Annotated in this window: 21 protein-coding genes and 1 pseudogene; 9 read left to right on the top strand and 13 right to left on the bottom strand. The window is 70.2% G+C overall.

Features of this window, described 5'->3' with window-relative positions:
• Positions 1–37 precede the first annotated feature (37 nt).
• A pseudogene (locus tag ABEA10_RS37290) lies at positions 38–1,005 on the bottom strand (RNA-guided endonuclease InsQ/TnpB family protein).
• 229 nt (positions 1,006–1,234) lie between these two features.
• On the opposite strand from ABEA10_RS37290, the gene ABEA10_RS37285 reads away from it, so the two are divergent.
• Positions 1,235–1,867, top strand: a complete 633-nt coding sequence (locus ABEA10_RS37285) for a class I SAM-dependent methyltransferase (RefSeq protein WP_345472141.1) — start codon at positions 1,235–1,237, stop codon at positions 1,865–1,867.
• A 15-nt stretch (positions 1,868–1,882) separates the two neighbouring features.
• Here the strand turns inward: ABEA10_RS37285 and ABEA10_RS37280 are convergent, their stop codons facing one another.
• Entirely contained in the window at positions 1,883–2,290 is a 408-nt protein-coding gene (locus tag ABEA10_RS37280; protein ID WP_345472140.1) for a MarR family winged helix-turn-helix transcriptional regulator, read from the bottom strand.
• A 73-nt stretch (positions 2,291–2,363) separates the two neighbouring features.
• Here ABEA10_RS37280 and ABEA10_RS37275 point away from each other — a divergent pair, with 73 nt between their 5' ends.
• Positions 2,364–2,843, top strand: coding sequence for a YbhB/YbcL family Raf kinase inhibitor-like protein (locus ABEA10_RS37275; protein WP_345472139.1), 480 nt, complete (start codon positions 2,364–2,366; stop codon positions 2,841–2,843).
• Here the strand turns inward: ABEA10_RS37275 and ABEA10_RS37270 are convergent.
• Positions 2,840–3,883 carry an SGNH/GDSL hydrolase family protein gene (locus ABEA10_RS37270; RefSeq protein ID WP_345472138.1) on the bottom strand — a complete coding sequence of 348 codons (1,044 nt, stop codon included), beginning with the start codon at positions 3,881–3,883 and terminating at the stop codon, positions 2,840–2,842. The genes ABEA10_RS37275 and ABEA10_RS37270 overlap by 4 nt on opposite strands.
• 106 nt (positions 3,884–3,989) lie before the next feature.
• On the opposite strand from ABEA10_RS37270, the gene radA reads away from it, so the two are divergent.
• The 4 genes from radA to ABEA10_RS37250 all read left to right on the top strand — a co-directional run bounded on the left by radA (position 3,990) and on the right by ABEA10_RS37250 (position 7,755).
• Positions 3,990–5,387: a DNA repair protein RadA gene (gene radA / locus ABEA10_RS37265; protein WP_345472136.1), complete on the top strand. Its 1,398-nt coding sequence runs from the start codon at positions 3,990–3,992 to the stop codon at positions 5,385–5,387.
• 91 nt (positions 5,388–5,478) lie between these two features.
• On the top strand, positions 5,479–6,561 hold the full coding sequence (disA, locus tag ABEA10_RS37260; protein WP_329245507.1) for a DNA integrity scanning diadenylate cyclase DisA: 1,083 nt from the start codon (positions 5,479–5,481) through the stop codon (positions 6,559–6,561).
• Between the two features lie 28 nt (positions 6,562–6,589).
• Positions 6,590–6,943, top strand: a complete 354-nt coding sequence (locus ABEA10_RS37255) for a DUF4279 domain-containing protein (RefSeq protein ID WP_345472131.1) — start codon at positions 6,590–6,592, stop codon at positions 6,941–6,943.
• A 203-nt stretch (positions 6,944–7,146) separates the two neighbouring features.
• A complete protein-coding gene (locus tag ABEA10_RS37250) occupies positions 7,147–7,755 on the top strand; it encodes a hemerythrin domain-containing protein (RefSeq protein WP_345472129.1) in 609 nt (202 codons plus the stop codon).
• Between the two features lie 29 nt (positions 7,756–7,784).
• Here the strand turns inward: ABEA10_RS37250 and ABEA10_RS37245 are convergent, their stop codons facing one another.
• The gene (locus ABEA10_RS37245; RefSeq protein WP_345472127.1) at positions 7,785–8,456 is read right to left on the bottom strand and encodes a hypothetical protein; all 672 of its coding nucleotides are present in this window, start codon (positions 8,454–8,456) and stop codon (positions 7,785–7,787) included.
• Positions 8,457–8,522: 66 nt separating this feature from the next.
• Here ABEA10_RS37245 and ABEA10_RS37240 point away from each other — a divergent pair, with 66 nt between their 5' ends.
• Complete coding sequence (locus ABEA10_RS37240; RefSeq protein WP_345472125.1) at positions 8,523–9,398, top strand: HhH-GPD family protein; 876 nt, start codon at positions 8,523–8,525, stop codon at positions 9,396–9,398.
• 14 nt (positions 9,399–9,412) lie between these two features.
• Here ABEA10_RS37240 and ABEA10_RS37235 read toward each other — a convergent pair whose 3' ends face one another.
• The 4 genes from ABEA10_RS37235 to ABEA10_RS37220 all read right to left on the bottom strand — a co-directional run bounded on the left by ABEA10_RS37235 (position 9,413) and on the right by ABEA10_RS37220 (position 13,415).
• Positions 9,413–9,694 carry a hypothetical protein gene (locus tag ABEA10_RS37235; RefSeq protein WP_425551012.1) on the bottom strand — a complete coding sequence of 94 codons (282 nt, stop codon included), beginning with the start codon at positions 9,692–9,694 and terminating at the stop codon, positions 9,413–9,415.
• Positions 9,695–10,045: 351 nt separating this feature from the next.
• Entirely contained in the window at positions 10,046–12,553 is a 2,508-nt protein-coding gene (locus tag ABEA10_RS37230) for an ATP-dependent Clp protease ATP-binding subunit (protein ID WP_345472123.1), read from the bottom strand.
• Positions 12,554–12,795: 242 nt separating this feature from the next.
• Entirely contained in the window at positions 12,796–13,128 is a 333-nt protein-coding gene (locus ABEA10_RS37225) for a histone-like nucleoid-structuring protein Lsr2 (RefSeq protein WP_345472122.1), read from the bottom strand.
• Positions 13,129–13,271: 143 nt separating this feature from the next.
• The gene (locus tag ABEA10_RS37220) at positions 13,272–13,415 is read right to left on the bottom strand and encodes a hypothetical protein (protein ID WP_329245519.1); all 144 of its coding nucleotides are present in this window, start codon (positions 13,413–13,415) and stop codon (positions 13,272–13,274) included.
• A 546-nt stretch (positions 13,416–13,961) separates the two neighbouring features.
• On the opposite strand from ABEA10_RS37220, the gene ABEA10_RS37215 reads away from it, so the two are divergent.
• Positions 13,962–17,087 (top strand): UvrD-helicase domain-containing protein, encoded by a 3,126-nt coding sequence (locus ABEA10_RS37215; RefSeq protein WP_345472119.1) that lies wholly within the window; start codon positions 13,962–13,964, stop codon positions 17,085–17,087.
• On the opposite strand, the gene ABEA10_RS37210 is transcribed toward ABEA10_RS37215, so the two are convergent.
• From ABEA10_RS37210 to ABEA10_RS37195, 4 genes are all read right to left on the bottom strand, one after another.
• Positions 17,080–17,598: an RDD family protein gene (locus ABEA10_RS37210; RefSeq protein WP_345472118.1), complete on the bottom strand. Its 519-nt coding sequence runs from the start codon at positions 17,596–17,598 to the stop codon at positions 17,080–17,082. The genes ABEA10_RS37215 and ABEA10_RS37210 overlap by 8 nt on opposite strands.
• Positions 17,599–17,604: 6 nt before the next feature.
• Complete coding sequence (locus ABEA10_RS37205; protein WP_345472116.1) at positions 17,605–18,162, bottom strand: RDD family protein; 558 nt, start codon at positions 18,160–18,162, stop codon at positions 17,605–17,607.
• On the bottom strand, positions 18,159–18,680 hold the full coding sequence (locus ABEA10_RS37200; RefSeq protein WP_329263096.1) for an amino-acid N-acetyltransferase: 522 nt from the start codon (positions 18,678–18,680) through the stop codon (positions 18,159–18,161). The genes ABEA10_RS37205 and ABEA10_RS37200 overlap by 4 nt, the downstream gene beginning before the upstream one ends.
• 76 nt (positions 18,681–18,756) lie before the next feature.
• Entirely contained in the window at positions 18,757–18,987 is a 231-nt protein-coding gene (locus ABEA10_RS37195; RefSeq protein WP_285578311.1) for a LuxR C-terminal-related transcriptional regulator, read from the bottom strand.
• A 465-nt stretch (positions 18,988–19,452) separates the two neighbouring features.
• On the opposite strand from ABEA10_RS37195, the gene ABEA10_RS37190 reads away from it, so the two are divergent.
• Positions 19,453–20,466 (top strand): LacI family DNA-binding transcriptional regulator, encoded by a 1,014-nt coding sequence (locus ABEA10_RS37190; RefSeq protein WP_345472113.1) that lies wholly within the window; start codon positions 19,453–19,455, stop codon positions 20,464–20,466.
• Positions 20,467–20,805: 339 nt separating this feature from the next.
• On the opposite strand, the gene ABEA10_RS37185 is transcribed toward ABEA10_RS37190, so the two are convergent.
• Positions 20,806–22,032, bottom strand: coding sequence for an ABC transporter ATP-binding protein (locus tag ABEA10_RS37185; protein ID WP_345472111.1), 1,227 nt, complete (start codon positions 22,030–22,032; stop codon positions 20,806–20,808).
• Positions 22,033–22,141: the final 109 nt, after the last annotated feature.

Genomic DNA, 22,141 nt, shown 5'->3' with positions numbered 1-22,141 from the left:
TTGTGGGATCCCCCACGCGTCTACCGTGGAGCCTTGACTACTCTCCGCTCTGAGGCTGGCGAGCGGGGATTCCGGCCCTCGCGGGCTGGGGTTCCTGTTTCTGTGGCGACTGCGCCCGAGGGGGCCCCGGGTGTCTGACGTCACCTCCACAGGCCGACACGGCAAGACCTGCCGCCAGAATGTTCTTGGCCGCGTTGACATCCCTGTCGTGCAGGGTGCGACACGCCGGGCAACACCACGCCCGGTGGAAAGGCCCAGTTCGACGAGCAGGTGCCCGCACGCCGAGCAGGTCTTGGAGCTGGGGTACCAGCGGTCGATCACGATCAGATGGCGACCGTACCTGGCCGCCTTGTACTCCAGCTGGCGGCGGAACTCTCCCCAACCGCAGTCGGAGATCGCTTTGGCGAGCCGCCGGTTACGGACCATGCCCTTGACGTTCAGATCTTCGATCACGACCACGTCGTGGTCGCGGACCAGCCGGGCACTGGCCTTGTGCAGGAAGTCCGCGCGAGACGCGGCGACCTTACGGTGCGCACGGGCCACCTTCGCCCTCGCCTTCGCCCGGTTGCTCGACCCGCGCTGTTTGCGGGCCATCCGCCGCTGGTAGCGAGCCAGGTTACGTTCCCGCTTGGCCAGGCGGCGAGCATTGGCGATCTTTTCGCCATCGGAAGTGACGGCGAAGTCTTTGCGTTGGCGGGATTTGTATCGGGGGTAGCGGGCACGGCCGGCGAAGAAGTTCACGAACGCGGTGTGCTGGTGCCGCAGTGTCTGTTGGAGCGGCACGCAGGACACCTCGGACAAGAACGCCAGATTCGGATCACGTTTAAGCTCGGTCAAATAGCGGTCGGTCTCGGCGTAGGAGGTCTTGAGCCGTCCGGTGCGGTAACGAGTCTTCCGCCAGGCCAGGACCTTGTTCCACACCAGGCGTGCGCAGCCGAGTGTGCAGTTCAACACCGTCGCCTGCTCAGGAGTGGGGTAGACCCGCACCTTGTAGCTCGTACGCACGTTCGAAAGTTTGACAGGCACTGCAAGATCAGCGACGACGAATGAAAGAAAGGGACGGAAAGGCCGTTATGATCGCTTTGTGTGTAGAAACGCCCAGGCTACGCCGGGCCACCCCGCCGAGGGCGATTACTCCCGGCATTGAAGGACGGGGTTTTCTCCGGACGGCTCGATGATCGCTACCGGAGCCATAGCCAGTCCGAACATCTGGAACGCCCCGCGAGTGTACGAAATGGAGAACCTCGCGGCCGATCCGGACGGCCGGATCGAGGAGGCCATGCGCGCCGTCCGCGCCTGGGACGGCGCCACCGTGCTGGACATCGGCTGCGGCACGGGCTTCCACCTGCCGCGCTTCGCCCGTACGGCCGCGAAGGTGCTGGGCGTCGAGCCGCACGAGGCCCTCGCGACCGCGGCGCGTCGGCGTGTCGCGGGCACCCCGGGAGTGGCCGTACGCGTCGGGGCCGCCCAGGCGCTGCCGGTGCCGCCCGCCTCCGTGGACGTCGCGCACGCCCGCTGGGCGTACTTCTTCGGCCCGGGGTGCGAGCCGGGGCTGGCCGAGCTGGAGCGGGTCATGCGGCGCGGCGGCGCGGCGTTCGTGATCGACAACGACGCGACGCGGTCGACGTTCGGCTCGTGGTTCCGGCGGTGGCTGCCGTCCTACGATCCGGTCGCCGTGGAGCGGTTCTGGGCCCGGCAGGGCTTCTCTCGTACGCCGATCGACATGAGCTGGCGGTTCACCGACCGCGCGGCGCTGGAGGCGGTGCTGCGGATCGAGTTCCCGGCGGACCTGGCGACGGCGTTCCTCGCCGAGGTGCCGGGCTGCGAGGTCGACTACGCCGTCAACCTGTGGTGGCGGCGTTACTGACCGCGATCGGCCCGGTCAGGGCCGCAGCTTGCCGAGGATCTCCGGGATCCGGCGGACGATCTCACGCTCGTCGTCGTCCAGGTCGTCGCGGATCGCCCGTGCGATGCCGGACGCCCGGTGGCGGCGTTCGCCGTCCAGGGCCCGCCTGCCGGACTCGGTGACCGTCACGACCTGCCGCCTGCGGTCCTGCTCGTCCGGGCTCAGCGCGACGAGCGCCCGGTCGTGCAGGAGATGGACCGTCCGCGTCATGGTCTGGTGCCTGACGCCCTCCCGGCGGGCCAGGTCGGCGATCGACAGCGGGCCCGTACGGTCGAGGTGCCCCAGCACCGCCGCCTGACCGCGGGGCATGTGGTCGTGCAGGCGTACGCGCCGCACGAAGTCACCGATGGCCGCGCGCAGCTCTTCGGCCAGCTCCTCGTCCATGAAACGGAGGTATACAGCATCACTGTACACTTCCGATGTACAGCGTCGCTGTATTTCTTGAGAGGAGAAGTGCGTGAACCCTTACGAGCTCGCGTTCCCGGCCCCGTCCTTCCCGATCGCCAGCAAGGACTTCGACGACGGCGGGCCGCTGCCGCCGTCGGCCTACCAGCCGGCGAACGAGTCGCCCGAGCTGTCGTGGGGGCCGCTGCCGGAGGGCACGAAGAGCCTGGTCGTCACGGCGTTCGACGCCGATGCCCCGATCCCCGGCGGCCTGTGGCACTGGGCGGTGAAGGATGTTCCGGCGACCGCCGGCGGTCTCCCCCACGGCTCCACCGACCTGGGCGTGGCACTGGCCAACGACCTCGGCGTGCGGGCGTACACCGGCGCGAAGCCGCCGCCCGGCACCGGCACGCACCGGATGTTCGTCTGCGTGACCGCGCTCGGCGTCGAGACGCTCGACCTTCCGCCGGAGGCGAGCCTGGCGATGCTGAACATCACGATGATCCCGCACACCCTGGGCCGCGCCGTCATGGTCGGCACCAGCAGGCCCTAACGGTCGGCGGCGGCCCGGGCGGCGGAGAGTGTGTCCAGGACGCGGTCGGCCACGACGCGCATGCCGGTGGCGTTCGGGTGGATCGGCGCCGCCGCGTGGGTGATCAGGAGCGGCTCGACCCAGCGATGTGTCCTGGCGCACATGTCGTGGCCGGCGCCGCCGCGGTAGTCGTCGACGAACAGCGCGCCGCCCCGACGCGCCTCCTGGGCCAGCATGTGGTTGAGCGAGCGTTCGACCCGGTCGAGGTACGGCACGTCGCCGGCGGCCGCGGGCACCGACGGCCAGCATCCGGTGCCGGAGGGCAGGATGCGCAGGTAGCCGACCACGACCACGACCGCGTGCGGCGCATGCGCATGGATGCTGCGAAGCACCGTGGCGATCCTCGGCGCGGCGGCGGCGACGCGGTCGGTGAGCGTGGTGCCGAAGTGCTTCATGCAGGGCGCGCCCTTGGGCGCGGTGAGACTCAGCCCGGCGCACGTGTAGAAGGTCTTGCTGAACCCGACGTCGTTCCCGCCGATGCCGACCGTCACCAGCGCGGTGTCGGGCGTGACGGCGTCGAGCTGTGCGGGGTTCTCGCCGAACAGGACGTGCTGGGGCCGGAACAGGTCCGCGATGGTGGCGGCGGTGCAGGAGACGTCGGCGAACTCCCCGGCCTTGAGCGCGCGGGCGAGCAGTGAGGGGTAGTTGTGGTCCGAACGCAGGCAGGCGAACGGCTTTCCGTGCTGCCGCGGGATCATCGGCCCGGCCGTGAACGAGTCGCCCATCGCGACGTAGCGCCCACCGGCGACCAGGGCCGCCGCCGTCCGGGCCCCGCGAGCGGCGGACAGGCGATCCGCGACCCGCACCGCCGCGAGGGCGCGTAGGGCGGCCTGGGTGCGTACGGCAGCCGCCTGGGGCTGACCGTGCACCGCCGTTCGACCGCGCATCGCCGCCTGGGTGCGTACGGCCGCGTGGGCCGAGGGAGTGCGGTCCGCCGCGGGCAACCCCATCGTGGCGGCCAATGCCGGAAGAACCGCCCCGAGCGCGGACCACCTGCGCATCCGTGCCTCCCCGTACCCCGCTCGTCGCGATCTCCGTCGTCACTCTCTTACCCTGCGTAACGGCTGTCACGCGGAACTGTCGGCGCCCCTGCGTACAGTCGGCCCCATGGCGAAGACCGGGAAACAGGCGTACCGCTGCGCCGAGTGCGGCTGGCAGACCTCCAAGTGGGTCGGCCGCTGCGGCGAGTGCCAGGCGTGGGGCACCGTCGACGTCGCGGGCGCGGCCAAGCCCGCGCGGGTCGTCACGGCCGGTCCGGTGAGCGCCCCCGCGCGGCCGATCGGCGAGGTCGACGTGCAGGCCGCGCAGACCACCGCGACCGGGCTGGACGAGCTCGACCGGGTCCTGGGCGGCGGGCTGGTGCCCGGCGCGGTGATGCTGCTCGCCGGCGAGCCGGGCATCGGCAAGTCGACCCTGCTGCTCGAGGTCGCGGCGCTGCACGCCGCGCGCGGCCCGGTGCTCTACGTCACCGGTGAGGAGTCCGCCGAGCAGGTGCGCCTGCGCGCCGACCGGGTCGGGGCCATCGCGGCCAAGCTCTACCTCGCCGCCGAGACCGACCTGTCGGCCGTGCTCGGGCAGGTCGACTCCGTGGCGCCCGAGCTGCTCGTCGTCGACTCGATCCAGACGATCGGCTCGGCCGAGGTCGACGGCGCGCCGGGCGGTGTGAGCCAGGTGCGCGAGGTCGCGGCCAACCTCATCCGCGTCGCGAAGGAGCGCGGCATCACCACGGTCGTCGTCGGCCACGTGACCAAGGACGGCTCGATCGCCGGCCCGCGCGTCCTGGAGCACCTGGTCGACGTCGTCCTCTACTTCGAGGGCGACCGGCACAGCCGGCTTCGCATGATCCGCGCGGTGAAGAACCGCTACGGCCCGACCGACGAGCTGGGCTGCTTCGACCTGTCGGAGATGGGCATCGTGGGGCTGCCCGACCCGAGCGGCCTGTTCCTGACCCGGCAGGAGAAGCCCGCGCCCGGCACCTGCGTCACCGTCACGCTCGAGGGCCGGCGACCGCTCGTCGCCGAGGTCCAGTCGCTGGTGGCGCCCTCGCCGCTGGCCAACCCCCGGCGGATGACCTCCGGCCTCGACTCCTCTCGGGTGGCGATGATGCTGGCGGTGCTCCAGCGACGGTGCGGGGTGAAGTTGCACGACCGCGACGTCTACGCCGCGACGGTCGGCGGTGTGCGCCTGGGCGAGCCGTCGGTCGACCTGGCGGTGGCGCTGGCCGTCACGGGCGCCGCGAACGACCTGACGCTGCCCGCCGATCTCGTGGCGTTCGGCGAGGTCGGGCTGGCAGGCGAGGTGCGCGGAGTGCAGGCCGCCAAGCGCCGGCTGTCGGAGGCCGCACGGCTCGGCTACCGGCGCGCGGTCGTGCCCACGGGCTCGCTGGATCCCACCACGCGGTCGAGTGGCACGATCGTGACCGATGAGGGTATGCAAGTGGTGGAAACGGACGCCGTCTGGTCCGCGTTGGACATCGCGTTCGCCGCGCGTGGTTCTGAAGCATGACCATGGGCCCCCCACTTTGGGCCGAGCGGAGGAGGCTGCCGGACGCGTTCACCGATAAACTGACCGCCGTCCAGCGACCTCCGGGGGTCACGTGCCAGCACATGACAAGGGTAAAGACGAGCGTCGGCGCGCAACCCTCGCCGCCGTCGCGCCGGGGACCCAACTCCGCGACGGGCTCGAACGCATCCTGCGCGGCCACACCGGCGGTCTGATCGTTCTCGGATACGACAAGATCGTCGCCGGCCTCTGCACGGGCGGTTTCCAGCTCGACGTGGAGTTCTCCTCGACGCGCCTGCGCGAGTTGGCGAAGATGGACGGTGCGATCGTCATCGACAGCACCTGCACCCGCATCGTCCGCGCCGGCGTCCATCTGATGCCCGACCCGACCATCCCGACCGAGGAGTCGGGCACCCGCCACCGCACCGCCGAGCGGGTGGCGAAGCAGACCGGGTTCCCAGTGCTGTCGGTCAGCCAGTCCATGCGCATAATCGCGCTTTATCTCGACGGCCAGCGCTATGTCCTGGAGGACTCGGCGGCCATCCTGTCCCGCGCCAACCAGGCGCTCGCGACGCTCGAACGCTACAAGCTGCGCCTCGACGAGGTCGCCGGCACGCTGTCCGCCCTGGAGATCGAGGACCTCGTCACCGTCCGTGACGTGAGCGCCGTCGTGCAGCGCCTGGAGATGGTCCGCCGCATCGCCGACGAGATCAACGGTTATGTGGTCGAGCTCGGCACCGACGGCCGCCTGCTGTCGCTCCAGCTCGACGAGCTGGTCTCCGGCGTCGACGCCGACCGCGAGCTCATCGTCCGCGACTACCAGCCCCAGAGCCGCGGCCCCCGCCCGGTCGCCGACGTCCTGGAGTCCCTCAACCGCCTGTCGGCCAGCGAGCTCCTCGACCTGACGACCGTGGCGGACGTGCTGGCGTTCTCCGGCAACGACCCGCTGGACATCCCGGTGAGCCCGAAGGGCTACCGCCTCCTCGCCAAGGTCCCCCGCATGCCGAGCCTGGTGGTCGAGCGCCTGGTCGAACACTTCGGCGGCCTGCAGAAGCTCCTGGCCGCGGGCATCGACGACCTCCAGACGGTCGGCGGCGTGGACGAGGCCCGCGCCCGCAGCGTCCGCGAGGGCCTGTCCCGCCTGGCCGAGTCCTCCATCCTCGAACGCTACGTCTGACCTCCGGCACGCCGCATAGGATCCGCGGATGCGCGTGCGGCAGTACGTCTACTTCGCTCTGCACAGCTCGACCCTCCCCGCCGCCGAGATGGCGACTCGCCTGGGCCTGGAGCCGGATGAGGTCTCGGTCCGCGGCAGCCGTACGACGACTCCTCCACGGCCGGTCACTCACGTGTGGAAGGTCGTGTGCCGGGACCGCGGCCTGACGGTGGACGAGCAGATCGACCGGGTCATGGCGCGCCTCCGCCCGTACCGGGAGCAGATCGCGGCACTGGCCCGGACGATCACCGCCGACGCTTCCGAGTACGACGGCGCGGTCCTGGAGGTGGTACGCCACTTCGACGACGCGGACGGCGAGGAGGAGCGCCTCGATCCGCCGTGAGGCCGGGACCTTCTGCCCCACCGATTACCTCCGCAGGTCCATCCCGGAGGTGACCTGGTGCGATGGTCCGGTCTCCGCCACGGCTGCGATCCTGTGGAGGGGGCCCGTGCCGTACCCGCCCGAGTGATCAGGGGCCGGTGGGCCCAGTACCGGCTCGTACATGCCTACGGGGGCGGCGCAAAGCAAGCTATCGGAGGTTTCCGATGCGCCGTGATGACGGCTCGCTGATCAGTGAGCTCGTACACGATCACCGGCGGCTCGGGGAGCTGCTCGTCCGGCTGACGACCCGCGGCGCGGCGCGCGGGCGGCTCGCCGACGAGATGACCAGCGAGGTGGTCCGGCACGTCGTCGGCGAGGAGCTGTACCTGTATCCGGTCGTCCGCGAGGTCGTGCCCGAGTGGGTCCTCGACTCGACGGACCACGTCGACAATGACGCCCAGATGGAGGAGATGCTGTCCGACCTGTGCGTGACCAGGCCGGACAGCCACGCGTTCGACTCGCTGATCACCAGGCTCGTCGTCGCGTCGCGTCAGGCGCCCCTCCACGAGGAGCTGGAGGTGTTCCCCCTGCTGGCCCGGAACGCCGACCGGCGGTTGCTGGGCGAGCTCGGGCACATGTTCCGCGCGTTCAGCGACGCCGCGGTGGTCGAGAAGACCGGCGGCGCCGGGCGCGTCGTGCGGTTCCACGGCCTGGTCCTGCACCGCTGGGAGCCGGGGCTCGCTCTCGCCGAGCAGCTCGTCAACCGGCCGGAGGCCGTGCCGGACGAGAGATCACAGCGGGACGTCACGCCGTACCTGTCACTACCGGCCTGAGAACAGGCCTGTGCGGCGCGGAGAGGGCCTCAGCGGAGCCGGAAGACCTCGCGGTGGGTCTTGATACCCGGCGCCCCGACGGCGATGACGTACGTGCCCGGTGCGGCGTGGGTGTCGCTGTTGCAGCGGCGGCGGTCCCAGTCGAGTGTCGCCAGGTACGGGACGCCACGCTTGAGCAGCTGGATGTTCGGGCCCGCGCCGGACACGCAACGGGCCGAGGACCACACCCGGTCGGAGCCGGACGAGATACGGATCAGCAGGGACTTCGGGCCGACGTCGAAGGAGCATGGGCGGCGGCCCGTGTTGACCACGCTCAGACCGAACCTCGGGTGCTGCCTGCCCCTGAACACCGTGCCCGCCGGGGTCAGGCCCACCACGACGTCACGCGGGGCACAGGTGCCGCCGGGGCGCCCGGGCGCTCCCGGAAGAGCGGTCGGGGTCGCGGTGACCGTCACGGTGGCGGTCGGCGTCGGGGTCGCGGCGGGAGAGGTCACCGCCGGGCTCTCGGTGGCGGCGGCGTTGCGCACCTGCGCCGTCGAGCGCTTGTGGTCCGAACCGGAGCACGCCCACGCCACCAGGCCGATGAGAGTGATCCCGCCCGCCAGGACGTACACGCGCCGGCGCCAGTACGCCTCCGCGTCACCTGAGTCGTCCTCGACATCCGGATCCAAATATCGCGTACGGTCGGTGTCTGACTCCATACGCTCAGTATGCTTTTTCGATCAAGGCGAGTTGTCGCGACCCGCCGTGCCAGGATCGATTGCGTCATGCATGAACCCAGATACGCCGAACCCGTTCTGACCTGGTACGCCGAGCATGCCCGGGATCTGCCGTGGCGCCGTCCCGACGCCTCGCCCTGGGCCGTACTCGTCAGTGAGATCATGCTCCAGCAGACCCCGGTCGTCCGCGTGCTGCCCGCGTACGACGCGTGGCTCGCCCGCTGGCCCACCCCTGCCGACCTGGCCAAGGAGTCGCCCGGCGAGGCCGTACGGGCCTGGGGCCGCCTCGGATATCCACGGCGCGCGCTCAACCTGCACGCGAGCGCCCGCGCCATCACCGAACGTCACGACGGCGTCGTCCCGGCCGACTACGACGAGCTGCGCGCCCTGCCGGGCGTCGGCGCGTACACGGCCGCGGCCGTCGCCAGCTTCGCGTACCGCAGGAGGCACGCCGTGCTGGACACCAACGTCCGGCGCGTGCTGGCGCGCGTGGTCACCGGGGTGGAGTACCCACCGAAGACCCAGACGACCGCCGAGGTCCGCCTCGCCGAATCCCTGCTGCCGGAGGACCCGCCGGTGGCCGCCCGCTGGTCCGTGGCGATCATGGAGCTCGGCGCCCTGGTGTGCACGGCGCGGGCCCCGCGCTGCGCCGACTGCCCCCTGGTGGCGGAGTGCACGTGGCGCCTGGCCGGCAAGCCCCCGTACGACGGCCCGCCGCGCAAGGGCCAGACGTACGCGGGCACCGACCGCCAGTGCCGGGGCCGCCTCCTCGCCGTCCTACGCCACGCCGACGGCCCCGTGGAGAAGGCCGCCCTGGACGACGTGTGGGCCGACACCCTCCAGCGCGAACGCTCCTTGGCCGCCCTCATCGAGGACGGCCTGGTCGACCCCCTGGACGACGGCCGCTACGCCCTCCCGACCTGAGCCGGATCAACCGCCTAACGGGGCTCGCCCGCCGCTGCGGCTTCGGCCGTAGGCGCGACCGGTCGCGTGCGCGAGGCGCGGAGGGAACCGTAGCGGCGCTGGATGTACCACTCCGCGATCAGCAGGTTCAGCACGAACGCGAGCCACGAGGTCGTCCCGGCGATGTCGTGCGTGATCAGGGTCGCGTCGTCGCCGCGTCCGACAGCGCCGTCCTGCGCCGCGACGAGGAAGTAGACCGGCGCCTGGAGCAGCGTGTTGGTGACCTTGCCGAACGTCAGCGCGAAGTTACGGATCATCCACTGCCGGTGGTCGGCGTACCGGCGCCATCGTCGTCGTCATGGGATCTCCTCTCCGGCGGTCTGGTGTCCACGAGAACCCTCGCAAGGATGAATGCGGGAGTCTCTGGTCCTGAACCCCGGATCGGGGGTGGTGCTGGCGGCACCGTCGTGCCCTCGACCGGCGGAAAGGCGGCCGTAGCCGGGCGCACCACGAAGAAGATCGTCGGTCGGCGCCCACCCCTGGCGGGTCTGAGGACCGGCGCCGGCAAGGTACGTGTCACGGCCGTGGACGACGAGGTCCACCGACCCGTCGAACGCGCCGAGACCCGCGTCCCTGAGCGGAACGCGGGTCTCGGTCGGGTCGTGCGGTTACGGGTGGTTGACCGGCTCGCCGGCAGGGGCGGAGGCCGGGACGGCGGGCTCGGGCTTGGGCTCGCCGGTGAAGGTGAACTTCGCCGTCTCGCCGGTGCCCTCGACGCCGACCATGACGATCTCGCCGGCGCGCAGCTCGCCGTACAGGATCTTCTCGGACAGGTTGTCCTCGATCTCCCGCTGGATGGTCCGGCGCAGCGGCCGGGCGCCCAGCACCGGGTCGTAGCCGCGCTCGGCCAGCAGGTCCTTGGCCTCCTGGCGCAGCTCGATGCCCATGTCGCGGTCCTTGAGGCGCTCGTCGACCTTCTCGATCATCAGATCGACGATCTGGATGATCTCCTTCGGCGTGAGCTGGTGGAACACGACGGTGTCATCGACGCGGTTGAGGAACTCCGGCCGGAAGTGCTGCTTGAGCTCCTCGTTGACCTTGGCCTTCATCCGGTCGTACGAGCCCTGCTCGTCGTTCTCCCGGGCGAAGCCGACCGACAGGCCCTTGGAGATGTCGCGCGTGCCGAGGTTGGTCGTCATGATCACGACCGTGTTCTTGAAGTCGACCACGCGGCCCTGGGCGTCGGTGAGGCGCCCGTCCTCCAGGATCTGCAACAGCGAGTTGAAGATGTCCGGGTGGGCCTTCTCGATCTCGTCGAACAGCACCACGGAGAACGGCTTGCGGCGGACCTTCTCGGTCAGCTGGCCGCCCTCTTCGTAGCCGACGTATCCGGGCGGAGACCCGAACAGCCGCGAGACCGTGTGCTTCTCCATGAACTCGGACATGTCCAGCTGGATCAGCGCGTCTTCGTCGCCGAAGAGGAACTCCGCCAGCGTCTTGGACAGCTCGGTCTTACCGACACCCGACGGGCCCGCGAAGATGAACGAACCACCCGGACGCTTGGGGTCCTTCAGACCCGCACGCGTGCGGCGGATCGACTGGGACAGCGCCTTGATGGCGTCGTTCTGGCCGATGACCCGCTTGTGGAGCTCGTCCTCCATGCGGAGCAGGCGGGCGCTCTCCTCCTCGGTGAGCTTGAAGACCGGAATGCCGGTCGCCGTCGCGAGAACCTCCGCGATCAGCTCCTCGGTGACCTCGGCGACGACGTCCATGTCGCCGGCCTTCCATTCCTTCTCCCGCTGCGCCTTGGCCTGGAGAAGCTGCTTCTCCCGGTCGCGCAGTGCGGCGGCCTTCTCGAAGTCCTGCGCGTCGATCGCGGACTCCTTGTCGCGGCGCACGTCGGCGATCTTCTCGTCGTACTCGCGCAGGTCCGGCGGCGCGGTCATGCGGCGGATGCGCATGCGCGAGCCGGCCTCGTCGATGAGGTCGATCGCCTTGTCCGGCAGGAACCGGTCGCTGATGTAGCGGTCGGCCAGCTGGGCCGCGGCCACCAGCGCACTGTCGGTGATCGAGACGCGGTGGTGGGCCTCGTAGCGGTCGCGCAGGCCCTTGAGGATCTCGATCGTGTGGCTGAGCGACGGCTCGGCGACCTGGATCGGCTGGAAGCGGCGCTCGAGCGCGGCGTCCTTCTCCAGGTACTTGCGGTATTCGTCGAGCGTCGTCGCGCCGATGGTCTGCAGCTCACCGCGGGCCAGCATCGGCTTGAGGATGCTGGCGGCGTCGATCGCGCCCTCGGCGGCGCCCGCACCGACCAGCGTGTGCAGCTCGTCGATGAACAGGATGATGTCGCCGCGGGTGCGGATCTCCTTGAGCACCTTCTTCAGGCGCTCTTCGAAGTCACCGCGGTAGCGGGAACCGGCCACCAGTGCGCCCAGGTCGAGGGTGTAGAGCTGCTTGTCCTTCAGCGTCTCGGGGACCTCGCCCTTGACGATCTTCTGGGACAGCCCCTCGACGACCGCCGTCTTACCGACGCCGGGCTCACCGATCAGGACCGGGTTGTTCTTGGTACGGCGGGACAGCACCTGCATGACCCGCTCGATCTCTTTCTCGCGCCCGATGACCGGGTCGAGCTTGCCTTCACGCGCGGCCTGCGTCAGGTTGCGGCCGAACTGGTCCAGCACAAGAGAGGTCGACGGGGCCGCCTCTGAGGGCCCACCTGAGGAGGCGGGCTCCTTGCCCTGGTATCCGTGCAGCAACTGGATCACCTGCTGCCGCACGCGGTTCAGATCGGCACCCAGCTTCACCAGCACCTGGGCGGCCACACCCTCGCCTTCACGGATCAGGCCGAGCAGGATGTGCTCGGTCCCGATGTAGTTGTGGCCGAGCTGAAGTGCCTCACGCAGCGAGAGCTCAAGGACCTTCTTCGCCCGCGGAGTGAACGGGATGTGTCCCGAAGGTGCCTGCTGCCCCTGGCCGATGATCTCCTCGACCTGCTGGCGCACGGCTTCGAGGCTGATGCCCAGGCTCTCCAGAGCCTTGGCCGCAACCCCCTCGCCCTCGTGGATGAGGCCCAAGAGGATGTGCTCGGTGCCGATGTAGTTGTGGTTGAGCATCCTGGCCTCTTCCTGAGCCAGGACGACAACCCGCCGCGCGCGGTCCGTAAACCTCTCGAACATCTCGTCGCTCCTCACAGAGCGGTTGGGCAGTAGCCGGAATGTCCGACTCTGTCCTTCCGCATGCTAGCCCGCCCGACGGAAGCCGCCACTCGGTAGTCCCAACGGAAGACGTTCCCCTGGGCAAGCCCGTTCATCCTCATCCAACTACCGCTCGGGGCCGCGATGTTCCCCGTACGCCGCAAGCGAACGGCCCGCCGCCCCCTGGGGCCGGGCGACGGGCCACTCACCGGAGCTGTGTTCGATCAGTGCGCGCGCTCGTACTCCTCGACGACGGTCGCCGGGATGCGTCCACGCTCGTTGACCTTGATGCCACGCGCCTTCGCCCACGCGCGGATGTCCGCGCTGCGCTCGCGGCTCGACGCCGCGCGGCTCCGACGCCGGCGGCCACCGGCGGCACCCCCGCCGGCCTTGCGGGCGTGCTCCACGAACGGCGCCAGGGAATCCCGCACCTTCTTAGCGTTGGCGGCGCTCAGATCGATCTCATATGGGACGCCGTCGAGAGAGAACTGGACCGTCTCCTCTGCCTCCCCCCCATCGATGTCGTCGATGAGGCGCTTAATGATCTGCTCTGCCATGGAGACTGACCTTTCACCGGAGCAAACTGCATTCGGTTGCCAAAGATATACCTCCGTGGCTCCCGATGACAATTCCAACGCTGGAAGTTTAGCACGCACGTTACGGTGCGTAATCACCGGCAATCCAGCGGGCAGCGGGAGGCTTACTGCCCCGCCCTGCGCTTCTCCGGCACGTCTTCCCGCCTCCGCTTACCGCCCATCTCTCTCCGCACCACCCAGAACACGCCCGCGAAGAACACGGCGGCCACCGTGAGAGGGGGGACGAGCGCCGCAAGGTCGTTCCACATCGGCCCATGCCTTCCGTTCTCGCGTTATCGGACCTGTCACCCAAGAGGTCACCCAAGCTCTCGCCCAAGCGGACTGGGCGCACACGGCCCCTGCCCTTGAATTGTCCCGCAGTCGCATGCGGCGCACACACCGCCCCGGCTTTCGGCCCGGCCGCTCCGCGACATCCGGTCCTACGGGCCGGTCGGAGGCTCATCCGGCGACCGTTGGACGGGGCATCGATACGCTGGGGTGAGTCGTTCCGCCACCCGGACCCCAGCGCGGAGCGTGACGGCGCGCCGGACGGCCACCCTGTCCGAAAAGTACAGGGGCCTCGTCCGCACCTGCGCCCACGTATCGCTCGAATAACCCTCACGTACCGGCACTTAACAGGCAGCGACCACCGCGGAATGCGCAACCCGGCAGGCACACGCGCCGACCTGGGGATCATGAGCAGCGAACATGCGCCGTGGAATCCATCGGTCGGCGCGATCCGGCGATCTTAAGGCCCGGAGCATGACAGGATCCAATGCGGCACCAGCGCGATCCGAGAGACGACGGGCGACGACGTGACGTTCTACGCGGACCTTCATATCCATTCGAAGTACTCCCGCGCCTGCAGCAAGGACTGTGACCTTGAACACCTGGCGTGGTGGGCGGGTCGCAAAGGCGTGTCGCTCGTGGGCACCGGCGATTTCACCCACCCCGCGTGGATGGACGAGCTCCGGGAGAACCTCGTGCCCGCAGAACCGGGGCTGTTCCGGCTGCGACCCGACCTCGAACGCCGAGTGAGCCGAACACTACCGCCCGCCTGCCGCCAACCGGTTCGTTTTCTGCTCTCGGTGGAGATCTCGACCATCTACAAAAAGGGTGAACGCACGCGGAAGGTACACCATCTCCTTTATTCTCCGTCCTTCGAGGCGGCCGAACGCATCACCACCGCGCTCGCCAAGATCGGCAATCTCGCGTCGGACGGCCGGCCGATACTCGGTCTGGACTCGCGCCACCTGCTCGAGATCACTCTGCAGAGCGACCCCGGCTCGTACCTGGTCCCGGCCCACGTGTGGACGCCGTGGTTCTCGGTCCTCGGCTCCAAGTCCGGTTTCGACGCGGTGGCCGACTGCTACGACGACCTGGCCGACCACATTTTCGCCGTGGAGACCGGCCTCTCCTCCGATCCGCTGATGAACTGGCGGGTGCCCTCACTCGACGGCTACCGCCTCGTGAGCAACTCAGATGCGCACTCACCCCCCGCGCTTGCCCGCGAGGCGTCGATGTTCGCCACGGAGATGGACTATTACGCCGTACGCGCCGCCCTGGAGACCGGGCAGGGGTACGGCGGCAGCGTCGAGTTCTTCCCCGAGGAGGGCAAGTATCACCTCGACGGTCACCGCAAGTGCGGAGTACGCCTGGAGCCGGAGGAGACGAAGGCTCACGGCGGCCGGTGCCCGTCCTGCGGCCGCCCGCTCACCGTCGGCGTGCTCTCCCGGGTCGACGAGCTCGCCGCCCATCCGGAGGGCCGCCGGCCGGAGAGCGCCGCGGACTTTCGCAACCTCATCCCGCTGCCCGAGATCGTCAGCGAGATCCGCGGGGTCGGCCCGCGTTCGAAGTCCGTGCTCGGCCACATCGCCGAGCTGGTCTCCACGCTCGGCCCGGAGCTGTCGATCCTCGACGACGTCCCCCTGGACGACGTACGGGCGGCCGGGGGCGAGCTGCTGGCCGAGGCGATCGGCCGGCTGCGGCGCGGCGACGTGATCAGGGAGGCCGGGTTCGACGGTGAGTACGGCGTGATCCGCCTGTTCGCGCCCGGTGAGCTGCGCCGCGAGGGCAAACGCGCCGTCGGGCTGCTCGGCGCCCCGGACGACACCGGGCTCTTCGACCTTCCCGCCGAGCCCGTACGCCCCGCCGGGCCCGTACGGCCGCCGGCGCCGGAAGACGACCCGCGGGAGGAGGCTCCCGGCGATGCCGCCGCGCCTCCCGAGCCGCCGATGGAGGGCCAGCAGGACATCCTCGAGGCCGCCGAGGCCGCCGAGGCCGATGAGGGTTCCTCGATCCTCGACGGCCTCGACCCCGATCAGCGGGTCGCCGCCGCGCACCCGGGCGGCCCGCTACTGATCATCGCGGGTCCCGGCACCGGCAAGACGCGGACGCTGACCCACCGGATCGCCCACCTCGTCGCCGAGCGTGACGTGGAGCCGGAGCGGTGCCTGGCGATCACCTTCACGCGCCGGGCCGCCGACGAGATGCGCGAGCGCCTGGAGGCGCTGCTGCCGGGCCGTGCCGCCCGCCTCACCGTCACCACCTTCCACGGCCTGGGCGCGCTGATCCTGCGGGAGCAGCACGAGCGCGCCGGCCTGCCGGCGGACTTCCGCATCGCCGACGAGACCGAGCGGCTGGAGATCGCCCGGGAGATGACCGGCTCCGACAAGGAGGCGCGGCGGCTCCTCTCCGGCTTCGACGGCGCGGGCGGCCCGGGCGACCCCGAGGCGCGCGGTTCCTTCGAGAAACGCCTGCGCGAGCGCGGCCTGGCCGACTTCGCCGACCTGCTGCGCCTGCCGGTGGCGCTGCTCGGCGCCGACCCGGACCTGACCGCGCACTACCGTGAGCGCTGGCCGTGGATCAGCGTGGACGAGTACCAGGACGTCGACGAGACGCAGTACTCCCTGCTCCGCCTGCTCGCCGGCGCGGACGGCAACCTCACCGCGATCGGCGACCCCGACCAGGCGATCTACGCCTTCCGCGGCGCGGACGTCGGCTTCTTCCTGCGGTTCGCCGGCGACTTCGCCGCGGCCACGAAGGTGCTGCTGACCCGCAACTACCGGTCCGCCCCGGCGATCGTGCACGGGGCGGTGGCCGCCATCCGGGCCACCAGCCTCGTACCGGACCGGATCCTGGACCCGCAGCGGCCCGGCGAGCGGCTGATCGTCGTGCAGGAGAGCGCCGACGCGCAGGCCGAGGCGGAGTTCGTCACCTCGACCATCGACCGGCTGCTGGGCGGCGCGTCGTTCCACTCGCTGGATTCGGGACGGTCCGACGGGCACCACGACGAGCACTTCGACTTCTCCGACATCGCCGTGCTCTACCGCTCCTCCGCCCAGGCCGAGCCGGTCATGGAGGCCCTGACCCGCGCGGGCATGCCGTACCAGAAGCGCTCCCACGACCGCCTGGTGAGACGGCCGGGCGTCCGGGAGATCGCGCACGAGCTGCGGCACCACGGCGGCGAGCTGACCGCGCGGATCCGCGCGGCGGTGGAGACGCTCGCCGAGCTGCACGACGAGACGGTCCTGCGCACGGCGGCCGAGCTGCTCACGCCGCTCGCCGTACGCTGCGGCGACGACCTGGAGACCTTCCTCGGCGAGCTGGCCCTGGGCGCCGAGGTGGACGCGTTCGACCCGCGCGCCGACCGGATCGCGCTGCTGACCCTGCACGCCTCGAAGGGCCTGGAGTTCCCGGTGGTGTTCATCGTCGGGTGCGAGGACGGCCTGCTGCCGATGCGCCTGCCCGACACCGACGAGGACGAGGAACGCCGCCTGTTCTTCGTCGGCATGACGCGGGCGCAGTCGTCGCTCTACCTGTCCGGCTCCCGGCGCCGCGACCCGTCGCCGTTCCTGCGCGGCATCCCCGGCAAGTACGTCACCCGGCCCGAGCAGGCCGCTCGCCGCCGGCCGCGCGACCAGCAGCTCCGCCTCATGTGACGGGGGGTTCCTCGGGCGCCGGTTCGCCGGAGACGGGCTCCTCCGCCTCGGGCGGCCGGGCCGCGCGGGGCCGCACGTCGACGACGAGCGTGCCGGCGGCGCGGTCGTGCAGGGCCTGGCGGTGATCCCCCTCGAAGAGCAGACCGATCTCGGCGAGCCAGAAGATGCCCGCGAGCACGTTGAGCACCGGCACCGGCCGGGCCGCGGGCGGCAGGGAGTAGATCGCCGAGCGGACCAGCGCCTGGCTCACGCGCAGGCGCGCGCCGTCGGCCGAGATCACCTGGATGCCGGTCAGCCGCTTGCCGACCGTACGGCCCCAGAGCGCGAGCTGCACGACCTCGTACACCAGGAACACCGCGGCGAACCCGATCGGCGCGACTACGGTCTGCGCGGTCTCGCGCGGGAAGATCTCGGTGGCGACGGTGGCCAGGGGGACGCCGACGATGAGCGTGTCCACCAGGCGCGCGACCAGCCGCTGTGACGGCTCCGCGAGCACGGCCTCATACGTCATTCGGTCTCATACTCCCGGTCGTCGCTCACGGTCGATCACCATCGTGCCGGTCAGCCCGCCGTCGCCGGTCTCGAACTCCCGATCGTCGACCACGACCGTGGCGGTCAGCCGGTCGTGGAGGGCCTGGTGCAGGGGTTGGTCCCAGATCGCCCACAGGTAGGCCATGAGCGTGCCGACGCCGCAGCCGAACAGGTAGAGCAGGTTGTTGACGGCCGCGCGGCCGACCGCCTGCGCCGGCCGCAGCGGTTCGCCGCTCTCGGCCAGCACCCGCAGGCTCATGATCCGCTTCCCGAGCGTCTGGCCCCACAGGGCGAGCTGCACCGCCTCGTACGCGAACGGCAGGAGGCCCACGACGAGGATCCAGCCGAACAGGGCCGGCCCCGACCAGACGGAGGAGTCCTTTCCGTGGCTGCCCGGTTCGTCCAGGCCCACCGCGGCCACCATGAAGGGCAGGATCAGCGCGAAGCCCACGATGCCCAGTAAGCCGGCGTCGATGACCCGGGCGCCGGCGCGGCGGATGACCGGCGCCAGCGTCAGCTCCTCGACCGGCTCGTAGTCGCTCATCGCTCGCCTTCCAGGTGGAGCAACATGCGGGTGTTGCCCAGGGTGTTCGGCTTCACCCGGTCGAGGTCGAGGAACTCCGCCACGCCGTCGTCGTAGGAGCGCAGGAGCTCCTCGTACACCTCGGGCGCCACCGGGCTGCCCTGCAGCCGGCGGAACCCGTGCCGGGAGAAGAAGGCCACCTCGAAGGTAAGGCAGAAGACGCGCTGGACGCCGAGTTCGCGCGCCGTCTCCAGGAGGCGCGCGACGATGCGGTGCCCCACTCCGTGGCCACGGCAGGCGGGGTCCACCGCTACCGTACGGACCTCGGCGAGGTCCTCCCACATGACGTGCAGCGCGCCGCAACCCACGACGGCGCCGGTCCGCGAGTCTTCCGCGACCCAGAACTCCTGGACGTCCTCGTAAAGCGTCACGGTCGGCTTGGCGAGTAGCCGGCCCGGGCCGGCGTACAGGTCCACCAGCCGCCGGATCGCCCGGACGTCCGTCGCGCGGGCCCGGCGGATAGCTGTCTCCACAAACAGGTGACCCTAGCCGCCGGACGCCCGACCGTGGCCCGCGGGCGCCCCATACCCCCCCGGGGCGCTCACGTACTGGAAGTCAGATGAGTTGCCGTCGTGCCGCCCACACAACGGCTTCGATGGGGGTGTTCACATTGAGCCGGTCACATATCGTTCGCAGTCGCCTCCGTAGCGTCCGCGCGCTGAGTTCGAGTTTCCGCGCTGCCACATCTGCGGTGACACCTGTGGCGATCTGCGCGAGCAACCGGAGTTCGTCCTCGCTCAGACGCGGATCGTCGGTGCCACGGCGTGTCAGTGTGGCCTGTTCCACTCCGTCCTCCCTCGTCCCTGGTGATGACTACGGGGATGCGGCGGGGCGCCGCATGGGCACGGGTAGGCCTGACGCGCTTGACCGGAGGTGGCCGTCGGAGCCGATTCGGCTGCGCGGCGCGGGAACTCCAGTAACGATTCATACGTTGAGATTGCGAGAAGGGACGTAAACCCGGGTGCGCGGAGAAACGTCCCGGTGGTGCGACCGGGACCGGGATCCACGAGTTCGGGAGGGGTCATCGGTGCGCTTCTCGCCCCCATCCCTTCGACAACGATCCCGGCAAAGATCGTGAATCGTTTCAAGCTAGGCTTCGAACCGGAACGCTAGGCGGCCGGATCCGGACCGTCAAGCGTTCAAATGTTACGTTGCGTGGCCGAATGAAAGCGGCTCGCTACATAACACCTCGGAAACAGTTGTTCGCAGCCATTAACCTGCGAAAACCGCGTAAGTCGAGAGGAAGACAGCGTGCCGCCCGTCAGCATCCGGGATGTGGCGATGCGTGCAGGTGTCTCCGTGGGGACAGTTTCGAATGTCCTAAACCGGCCAAATTTGGTGGCCGAAGCGACCCGTGAACGCGTGCGCGCCGTCATCGGCGAGCTCGGCTTCGTACGCAACGAGAGCGCCCGGCAGCTCCGCCAGGGACGCAGCCGCACCCTCGGCGTCGTCCTGGAGAGCCTCGGCAACCCGTACTTCACCGATCTCGCGCAGGGCGCCGAGGCCGCCATGAACACCGACGGCTTCGACGCCCTCTGGTGTACGAGCGACGGTTCGGCGGCCAAGGAGCGCCGCTGTCTGGACTTCCTCGAAGAACAACGCGTCAGCGGAGTGATCATCACGCCGGTCGGTCTCGACGCCGAGCGCATCGCCGAGCTGCGGGACCGCGGCCTGTCCATCGTGGTGCTCGACCGCCGCGCGTACGACGGAGTCTGCTCGACCCGCGTGGACCACGTCGCGGGCGGTGAGCTCGCCGTCGACCACCTGACCGCCCGGCACCGCCGCCTCGCGATCGTCACCGGCCCGCTGCGCTCGGAGCCGATCACCGACCGGCACGCCGGCGCGGTGGCCGCCGCTCGCCGCGCGGGCGTGTCCGAGGACGACCTGACCACGCTGGTGCAGCGCGACCTGACGCCGGCGTCGGGCAAGGAGGCGGCGCGGCGGCTGCTGGAGCTCGACCCGCTGCCGACCGGAGTGTTCTGCGCCAACGACCTGCTGGCGATCGGCCTGGTCAACGCGCTGCTGCGCACGGGCGTCAAGGTGCCAGAGGAGATCAGCGTGGTCGGCTACGACGACATCGAGCTGGCCGGCACCTCCGTGGTGCCGCTGACGACCGTACGGCAGCCGCGGCACGAGCTCGGCTGGACCGCCGCCGAGCTGGCCGTCGCCGAGGCCGACGCCGAGGTCGGTGCCGCCGGCGCCGAGGAGCACGAGCATCGCGGGCTGGTGCTCTCTCCGTCGCTGGTCGTCCGCGATTCCGCCTGAGCGGGTCTCCGGAGGAGTACCTCCGCGGCGTCCTCGACCTGCTCGACCTGCTCGAACGCCAGGCTCTGTGGCGAGACCGGGTGGACTGGCCCACGTTGCGGCGCGACGCGCTTACGCGGGCCGCGAACGATTCTGCGGAACGGCGTCGTTCACCTCGGTGCCCACCCGATGTCGCCGGAACCCAACGCGCATCGCCTCGCCGACCCGGCGGCACCCGTGGCGGTGCTGATCGACGGAGGCACCAAGAGCGCGGCGGAGGCCGTGCGGGGGCGGTCCTCGGCGGACCGCCCCCTCAGGCGCGGAGATCAGGCGCTTGACGGCCTCGGCTTGGGGGCGGCCTCAGGCGCTGACGGCCTCGACCTCGGCGGCCTCGGGGTGGCCGATGGCCAGGCCGCTCTCGGCGTCGAAGAAGTGCAGGCGGCTCGTGTCGACGGCCAGGTCCAGCGACTGGCCCGGACGCACGTGCGAGCGGGCGTTGACGCGGGCGGTCCACAGGGCCTTGTTGTCGGTCAGCGGGATCGCGCTGTCCTCGTCCTCCTCGTCCTTGGCGAGGTCGGCGGTGTCCTTGTGCTCCACCGGCGGCGCGTCGATGGTGAAGATGACGTTGATCTCGCTGCCGAGCTCTTCGGTGACGTCGGCGCTGACCTGCATGGTCGGCCAGTCCTGACCGCCGTGGGTGGCGTCCTCGAAGTCGGAGGGGCGGATGCCGAGGATGATCGACTGACCGGTGTAGTCCTCCAGGCCGGGCTTGTTCGTGAACGTCTCGGCCGGCACCGGCAGCTCGTACCCGGCGAACGTGACCCGGGCCCCGCCGCCCTCACGGACCAGCTCGGCGTTCACGAAGTTCATCGCGGGCGAGCCGATGAAGCCGGCGACGAACAGGTTCACCGGGCTGTCGAAGAGGTTCTGCGGCGTGTCGACCTGCTGCAGGACGCCCTCGCGGAGCACGCAGACGCGGTCGCCGAGGGTCATGGCCTCGATCTGGTCGTGGGTGACGTACACGGTCGTGACACCCAGGCGCTCGTGGAGCTGGTTGAGCGAGGCGCGCATCGAGACGCGGAGCTTGGCGTCGAGGTTGGACAGCGGCTCGTCCATCAGGAACGCCTGCGGCTCGCGGACGATCGCCCGGCCCATCGCGACGCGCTGGCGCTGACCACCGGAGAGGTTGGCGGGCTTGCGCTTGAGGAACTGCTCCAGGCCGAGCATCTTGGCGGCGTCGGCGACGCGCTTCTTGATCTCCGCCTTGGAGGTGCCGCGGAGCTGGAGGCCGAAGGCGAGGTTCTGCTCGACGGTCATGTGCGGGTAGAGCGCGTAGTTCTGGAACACCATGGCGATGTCGCGGTCCTTCGGCGCGAGGTCGTTCACGACCCGCTCACCGATGGAGATCTCGCCGCCGGTGATGTCCTCCAGGCCCGCGATCATGCGCAGGGCCGTGGACTTTCCGCAGCCGGACGGGCCGACCAGCACCATGAACTCCCCATCCGCGATCTCCAGGCTGAGGTTGTTCACCGCCTTCACGTCGCTGGTGTAGGCCTTGTCGACGTGGTCAAGAACGATCTTGGCCATGGGGGTTCCTCCGAGGGTGTCGCCACAAAGTGTCCATAACCATAGCCACTGTTCGCATATCTGAACAGATCTGAAGCGGGATGAAGCGGACTAGGCTGTGACCCGGCTC

It is taken from the genome of Actinoallomurus oryzae (assembly GCF_039541955.1).
Taxonomy (GTDB): Bacteria; Actinomycetota; Actinomycetes; order Streptosporangiales; family Streptosporangiaceae; genus Actinoallomurus; species Actinoallomurus oryzae.
The sequence above is the reverse complement of the archived record's forward strand: the minus strand, read 5'-3'. Positions and strand labels throughout refer to the sequence as shown.

Excerpts from the sequence above, each read along its gene's own strand:
- ABEA10_RS37230 (WP_345472123.1), bottom strand. The coding sequence starts at position 12,553 with ATGTTCGAGAGGTTTACGGACCGCGCGCGGCGGGTTGTCGTCCTGGCT.
- ABEA10_RS37225 (WP_345472122.1), bottom strand. The coding sequence starts at position 13,128 with ATGGCAGAGCAGATCATTAAGCGCCTCATCGACGACATCGATGGGGGG.
- ABEA10_RS37210 (WP_345472118.1), bottom strand. The coding sequence starts at position 17,598 with ATGACGTATGAGGCCGTGCTCGCGGAGCCGTCACAGCGGCTGGTCGCG.
- ABEA10_RS37280 (WP_345472140.1), bottom strand. The coding sequence starts at position 2,290 with ATGGACGAGGAGCTGGCCGAAGAGCTGCGCGCGGCCATCGGTGACTTC.
- ABEA10_RS37240 (WP_345472125.1), top strand. The coding sequence starts at position 8,523 with ATGCATGAACCCAGATACGCCGAACCCGTTCTGACCTGGTACGCCGAG.
- ABEA10_RS37255 (WP_345472131.1), top strand. The coding sequence starts at position 6,590 with ATGCGCGTGCGGCAGTACGTCTACTTCGCTCTGCACAGCTCGACCCTC.
- ABEA10_RS37235 (WP_425551012.1), bottom strand. The coding sequence starts at position 9,694 with ATGATCCGTAACTTCGCGCTGACGTTCGGCAAGGTCACCAACACGCTG.
- ABEA10_RS37250 (WP_345472129.1), top strand. The coding sequence starts at position 7,147 with ATGCGCCGTGATGACGGCTCGCTGATCAGTGAGCTCGTACACGATCAC.
- ABEA10_RS37185 (WP_345472111.1), bottom strand. The coding sequence starts at position 22,032 with ATGGCCAAGATCGTTCTTGACCACGTCGACAAGGCCTACACCAGCGAC.
- ABEA10_RS37285 (WP_345472141.1), top strand. The coding sequence starts at position 1,235 with ATGGAGAACCTCGCGGCCGATCCGGACGGCCGGATCGAGGAGGCCATG.
- ABEA10_RS37205 (WP_345472116.1), bottom strand. The coding sequence starts at position 18,162 with ATGAGCGACTACGAGCCGGTCGAGGAGCTGACGCTGGCGCCGGTCATC.
- radA (WP_345472136.1), top strand. The coding sequence starts at position 3,990 with ATGGCGAAGACCGGGAAACAGGCGTACCGCTGCGCCGAGTGCGGCTGG.
- ABEA10_RS37270 (WP_345472138.1), bottom strand. The coding sequence starts at position 3,883 with ATGCGCAGGTGGTCCGCGCTCGGGGCGGTTCTTCCGGCATTGGCCGCC.
- ABEA10_RS37245 (WP_345472127.1), bottom strand. The coding sequence starts at position 8,456 with ATGGAGTCAGACACCGACCGTACGCGATATTTGGATCCGGATGTCGAG.
- ABEA10_RS37220 (WP_329245519.1), bottom strand. The coding sequence starts at position 13,415 with ATGTGGAACGACCTTGCGGCGCTCGTCCCCCCTCTCACGGTGGCCGCC.